Here is a 6,203-nt window from a genome sequence, read left to right as displayed (position 1 = left end):
TTGCCTAAACGACGTAAGCCGGTAAACATTTCAATGCCTTGATACCAGGGCACTGCGCCGTCTGCGTCGTTAGACATAATCGCCACCGGCGTAGTAACGCGGGGAAGATTAAAGAGCGGAGAGTTTTCGATATATAACTCTGGCTTGTCCCATAACGTAGCGCCTATACGACTTTGTGAGTGTTCGTACTGGAACTGTCTGTTCATGCCACTTTCCCAGCGTATACCACCATAGGCACTGGTCATGTTGGCCACCGGTGCACCGGCCCAGGCAGCCTTAAACAGGTTGGTTTGTGTGATCAGGTAAGCTACCTGGTAACCGCCCCAGCTCTGTCCCTGTATGCCCATGTTTTTGCCGTCGGCCCATGGTTTTTTAGCCAGGTCTTCTGCTGCGCTGACAATATAATCGTAGGCGCTTTTGCCGGGGTAGCCGTTTTCATAGCTGATATCCGGTGCAAACACCAGGTAGCCGCGACTTACAAAGAATGAAATGTTCAGTCTTGATGGCGTAGGTGCGGGCGCCTGATAGTTATACAAACCATCTGTTAATTTCTCATAGAAATAGAAGATAACAGGATACTGTTTGTTGGCATCGAAATTTTCCGGTTTATAGAGGATACCTTCGGCGGGTTTACCACTGAAGGTAGTCCATTTGTACAGGGAAGCGGTGCCCCAATTGTACTGCTGCTGCTGCGGATTGGTATGACTTATTTGTGTGGTCTGTGCAATATTTTCTCCGGTAAACACATCGGGCGACAGTTCATAGTTGCCCTTTACGAAAGTATATACTTTTGCGTCTTTTGCCTGCTGCAGATCTGTATAGGAAAATGGTCCTAACACAATTTGTCTGGCTGCTTTTATTTTCCCGTTTTTACCTGGTAATTCCTGTTGGTAGAAGCCATTGTATTTGGTACTATCCTGGAATGCAGTCAGCATCAGGTTTTGGCCGGGTGTGAAATATCTTTCTTCCGGATTGAGACGAAGATAACGGAGGCGTATTTTTTCTTTACGACCCAGTCCCTGTGTCAGATTCACCGGTGATTTTTTACCGGAAGGATCTGTTTCCCAGATATCATAACGATCATAGATATAGACTGCTGCATCGTTTGCGAGCCATCCTGCTATGCCGTATGCGTCGGGTACATCCGGGTGGTCATCTTCCTCATCATATACTTTGGTGGGAATGCCTTTGCTGATATTGATGGCCGTGCCGGTAGCGTTATCATAACTGAACCATTGCCTGTTAACGAGGTCGTACCAGATAATATATTTTCCATTGGGAGAGATATAGAAATTACCGTCCAGTTTTTCTTTGATCCTTTTTCTCGTGCCATCATTAATGTTCACGAGGTAAGCAGTTTTCAGGGTGCGGCCTACCCATTGCACGGGTACGCGTTCTCCTTTGTCCGTATAGCCGAGCGCGTTAGGACTGTTTCCTTCTGCCGCGGTGATCACGGTTTCCAGGTCTTTGTCGCTTAGTTGCACAATGCGTTTGGCTCCCGGATAATATACGGCAGCATAACTTCTCTTCAGTTCCTTATCTGCATTTTTCAATTGCATGGGCTGCAGATAATCATCTTTATAATTCCAGATATCAACTTTGGCTACTTCAAAATCCACGATGTTGGTGTCCTTTACAGGCAGGATAGGAGCGGTTCCAAAGAAGAGGCGCTGACCATCTTTGCTGAAGTAGATGTTGCTGTTGGAGCTGATGGTCCAGTTAGCGGGAATGCCGCTGCTGGTTTTACCGGCTGCTTCCAGGGCGCTGTCCTGTCCGAGTTTGAAGTAGTAGAGTTTATAGAATTGCTGCAATGCTTTCTCGCCATCCGGTGTACCGAAGTAAGCGGCCTGTTCTCCTTTTTCATCGAAAGAAAATTGTTTGTAGTCGGTGGCGCCGCGGCTGATGGTATCAGCTTTCCGGCTGGCGGTATGCCAGAGGAGCACGCCATTGCGGGAGAGTGAATCTTTTTTGTCGGCGGCTATTTCTACCAGCAGTTGGTTGCCGGGTTTGCTGAAAGTATATTCCTTTACATTTTTCAGGGTATCCTGTTTGCCGGAGAGCAGTTGTCTGATCACGAGCGTACCGCTTTCCGTGTTACTGCCAGCGGCCTTATCATCATCTGCACGATCTGCATCATCACTGGATTTTGGAGCTTTACTGCTTTTTGCTTTGGCAGTATCAGCAGCTGGTTTTTCCTGAAGCCAGGCCAGTAAACCGCTGCCTTTTTCCGGTGTTTTAAAGGATTTTACCGCAGGAAATTTTTGGATGTCCGGTTGTCCCAGTGTGATGATTGCCAGGGAATCTTTGGGCATATCTGCCGCTTTCTTTTTTTTGATCTTCGCTTCGCGGGTATCTTTAAAAAGCGGTTTAATGGTGCAGATAACGTAGCGGGAATCTTCTGTGATCACCGGGCTGCTGCCACGGGGAATGCTCGTCGTTTGCCCTGTTTTACGGTCATAAATCAGCAGGTTGGCATCTCCTTCCTGAACGACTACTGAATACACTACCCACTGTCCGTTGTTACTGATCAGTTTAGTGCCAATGCTTTGCCAGCTGTCGTATACACTGTGATCCAGCGGCTTTTTAGCAGGTTGTTGCGCATAGGTAACAAGGGCGGATCCCAGGAGGGATATCCCTAAAAAAACTTTTCTCATAGCTGCGAAAATAATAATTACGGGGTAAAATATGGAATTGCCTTTACCAACGGTAAAGCCTGCGGTTTTTTGTCTTTGTTCAGGATTATACTGATTTAGATGATTTTCCAGATTTTGTTTTTTTGATTTTATAAGATTTTAAAGATTAGCGTAGATACAAGCCTATGGTTTCGCTTAGGTCTACGCTAATCTTTTTTAATCCTGTAAAACAAAATCTGGAAAATCATCTAAATCAGTATAATCCTGAACAAAGACAAAAAAACGCGGGCTTTACATTGCCGTGCGGCCCCTGACTACGCGTAGCATTTGTAAGCCTACTGAGAGCATAATACAGGCCAGGCCCGCATAAAATGCATTGTTCAGGAACTTGTTTTCATGAAAGAGTACAAAGGCCATCACGATGCTATATACAGGTTCCAGGTTAAAGCAAAGATTGACGGTAAAGGGAGAAATCTTTTTCAGTGCACTCATACTCAACAGGTACATGAGCACCGTACAAAACCAGGCCAGTATAAAGAGGTAGACCAGGTCCATTGCAGAAGGCAGGAGAGACGGCACCGGGAACAGGTAGACGTAAAAGGGCATGGCCAGCGTCAGTACCACAAAGCCCACTGATAACTCATAAAAGGTGATGGTAGACGTGTCGAATCGCCTGATGAGTCGTTTGTTAAATACGGTAAACAGGGCGGCAAACATGGCGGAGATAATGCCGAGGATAATGCCGGTGCGGTATTGGGTATCGAAATGGAAAATGAGCAGGATACCCAGCAGGGTGAGCATGCTGAGGAGCATTTCAGCTACATCGAAGCGGCGCCGGTTGATCAGCGGATCAAAGATCGCGGTAAACAGGCTGGTCATCGAAAAGCAGATCACGCCTATGGATACGTTGGAATATTTAATACTGCCATAGAAGAAGAGCCAATGCAGTGCTACCACCACGCCGGTAGCACCAATAGGTAAAATATCTTTCCAGGGAAGCTTTTTAAAGGTGCCCTGGAGGCGGAATAAAACATATAAAGTAACAGAAGTAATCAGTAACCGATACCACACTAACAGCCCTTCGTTCAGGGAAATCAATTTACCCAGAATCCCGGTAAAACCAGCCAGAAATACGGAGAGATGTAGCTGGAGAAATGCTTTTTTCATGAACCCACTTAATGTATTTAGGGATTTCTTCATTTTATAAAAATGAAAAAATCCCTAAATAGTAATTTTATATATAGTAATTAATTCTTTACTCTTCTTGCATAATTCCGGAAGAGGCTTTGCCATTGTATTTTGAGCACACCGAGGATGCCTTCTTTTACAATGCCTTTGCTCATTTTGGAATATCCTTCTTTTCTGTCTTTAAAGGTGATGGCTACTTCTTTGATTTTGAAGCCCAGTTTCCACGCAGTAAATTTCATTTCTATCTGGAAAGCGTATCCTACAAACTGTATCTGGTCGAGGTTAATGGCTTCCAGTACGGTGTTGCGGTAGCATACAAATCCGGCTGTCGGATCGCGTACGGGCATCCAGGTGATCATGCCTACATAGATAGAGGCGCCATAAGATAATACCGCGCGGTCCCATGGCCAGTTTTCGGTTTTACCGCCTTTAACATAGCGGGAGCCTACAGATAAATCTGCGCCGTCTTTCGCACAGGCGTCGTAGAGTCGTACGAGGTCTTTTGGATTATGGGAGAAATCCGCATCCATTTCAAAGATGTACTGGTATCCTCTGGCCAATGCCCATTTGAAGCCGTGGATATAAGCTGTACCCAGACCTTGTTTGCCGGATCTTTCTTCCAGGAATAATTCGTTGGGATGTTGCTGTTGTAATGATTTTACAATGGCACCGGTACCGTCAGGTGATCCGTCATCCACGATGAGGACATGAAAATTCTCCTGTAAGGAAAATACAGCGTCAATGATGTTCAGGATGTTATCCTTTTCATTGTACGTAGGAATGATGACAAGCTTTTCCAATTCAGCAGATAATATTTTTGGACTGCGAAAATAATGCAATTCGGGCGCAAGATATGACGTTCCGGAATAACATTACATTTTTTTTAACATCATATTATGAAAGATTTCCGACAGTTTCTGTTTGGTATTGAGGGGGAAATCCGCCTTCATCATCCAGTCATAGTACTGTGGTTCTGCTTTCAGGACCTCTCTTACAGAGCGGCCTTTATATTTACCGAAGTTAAAGACTTCGTTACCACCCTGCATAACGAGGCGGCGGGCGAAGTCGATATAATCTTCTTCTTTGGTAAAATCAGAGAGGGAGTCGATATCCTCTTGTAATTGTTCGTAGCGACCCAGCTGTGCTTCCAGTATTTCGTAGGTAGCCAGTGCATCTGCTTCGGCGCTATGGGCGTTTTCCAGCGTTTTATCGCAGTAAAACTTATACGCGGCGCCGAGGGTACGTTTTTCCATCAGGTGGAAAATTCGTTGTACGTCTACAAATTTGCGTTTGGATACATCAAATTCTATTTCCGCACGAAGGAATTCTTCTACCAGTAAAGGAATGTCGAAGCGATTGGAATTGTAACCTGCCAGGTCGCAGTTGTCCATGAACTGTTTGAGTTCGTGGGCCGCCTGTTTAAAGGTAGGGGCATCTTTTACATCCTCGTCCTTGATACCATGAATTGCTGTAGATCCTGCTGGGATGGGCATTCCGGGGTTAATGCGTTTCACTTTGGACTGTGTTGATTTGTCCGGAAACACTTTGATAATAGCAATTTCAATGATACGATCAGAAGCCACATTGGTACCTGTGGTTTCGAGATCGATTACGGCCAGCGGCCTTTTGAGGAGCAAAGAAGGCATTATATAGTATTTAGTATTTGTTTATTGAGTGATTAATTATTTGGCAATAATTCGGTCAGTTTACCGAAATCAAGGCCATCGTATGTACCGGAACTCATTAATAACAGGTTTGTATCCTGATAGTTCTGAGCGGATAAAAAGGTTTCCAGTTTTTCCCTGTTATGGAAAACGTGCAGGTCATTCCGTCCAAACCGCTGTGCAATTAATTCCGGGGCAAGATCGGGCATTCTCTTGATTTCCAGGGCATGTTTGCTGTAAAATACTGCTGCGATGTCTGCTGTATCCAGTGCGCCGTGGTATTGTTCCAGGAAATCTGCATTTAAACTGCTATAGGTGTGTAACTCCAGTACTGCTATCAGTTTCCGGTCAGGGAACTGGTGTTTGGTGGCTTCCATGGTGGCTTTTACCTTGGAAGGCGCGTGAGCGAAATCACGGTAAATCACGCTATGATCGTTTTTAGCAACCAGTTCCAGTCTTTTCGCTGCGCCCTTAAAGGTAGCGATTGCCGTCAGGAATTCCGCATCGGATAGTCCTAATTGATGGCAAACCAGTCTGGCGGCGTGCATATTCAGGAGGTTATGGTCGCCGAAGACTTCCAGTTGGGCGTTTTGTTCGCCGAAGTATACGCGGGTAATGCCCTGTTCAATGGTATGTTTTGGCAAACCATACGGTATGAGCCGGAGGTGGCCGCCGGTGGCAGTCACCAGTTGTACGAGTTCCTCATCCCCATCGTTGT

At 45.6% G+C, this 6,203-nt stretch carries 5 protein-coding genes; all 5 read right to left on the bottom strand.

From position 1 onward, the window contains the following. Positions 1-2,654 (bottom strand): alpha/beta hydrolase family protein (locus VIP81_RS01570; RefSeq protein ID WP_331956721.1); only part of this gene is annotated, 2,654 nt, incomplete at its 3' end. Between the two features lie 270 nt (positions 2,655-2,924). Then, the gene (locus tag VIP81_RS01565; RefSeq protein ID WP_331956720.1) at positions 2,925-3,800 is read right to left on the bottom strand and encodes a DMT family transporter; all 876 of its coding nucleotides are present in this window, start codon (positions 3,798-3,800) and stop codon (positions 2,925-2,927) included. A gap of 80 nt (positions 3,801-3,880) precedes the next feature. Beyond that, positions 3,881-4,621 carry a polyprenol monophosphomannose synthase gene (locus VIP81_RS01560; protein WP_331956719.1) on the bottom strand — a complete coding sequence of 247 codons (741 nt, stop codon included), beginning with the start codon at positions 4,619-4,621 and terminating at the stop codon, positions 3,881-3,883. 72 nt (positions 4,622-4,693) lie between these two features. Further along, positions 4,694-5,467 carry a 3'-5' exonuclease gene (locus VIP81_RS01555; protein ID WP_331956718.1) on the bottom strand — a complete coding sequence of 258 codons (774 nt, stop codon included), beginning with the start codon at positions 5,465-5,467 and terminating at the stop codon, positions 4,694-4,696. A 32-nt stretch (positions 5,468-5,499) separates the two neighbouring features. Then, a partial coding sequence (locus VIP81_RS01550) for a glutamate ligase domain-containing protein (protein WP_331956717.1) occupies positions 5,500-6,203 on the bottom strand: 704 nt, incomplete at its 5' end.

The sequence above is a fragment of the Chitinophaga sp. genome, from assembly GCF_036566945.1.
Lineage (GTDB): Bacteria > Bacteroidota > Bacteroidia > Chitinophagales > Chitinophagaceae > Chitinophaga.
Note: the sequence above shows the minus strand (reverse complement) of the source record. Positions and strands in the feature narration are given on the sequence as shown.

Bases quoted from the DNA above. Each gene is read 5' to 3' on its own strand.
- VIP81_RS01565 (WP_331956720.1), bottom strand. From the start codon at position 3,800: ATGAAAAAAGCATTTCTCCAGCTACATCTCTCCGTATTTCTGGCTGGT.
- VIP81_RS01555 (WP_331956718.1), bottom strand. From the start codon at position 5,467: ATGCCTTCTTTGCTCCTCAAAAGGCCGCTGGCCGTAATCGATCTCGAA.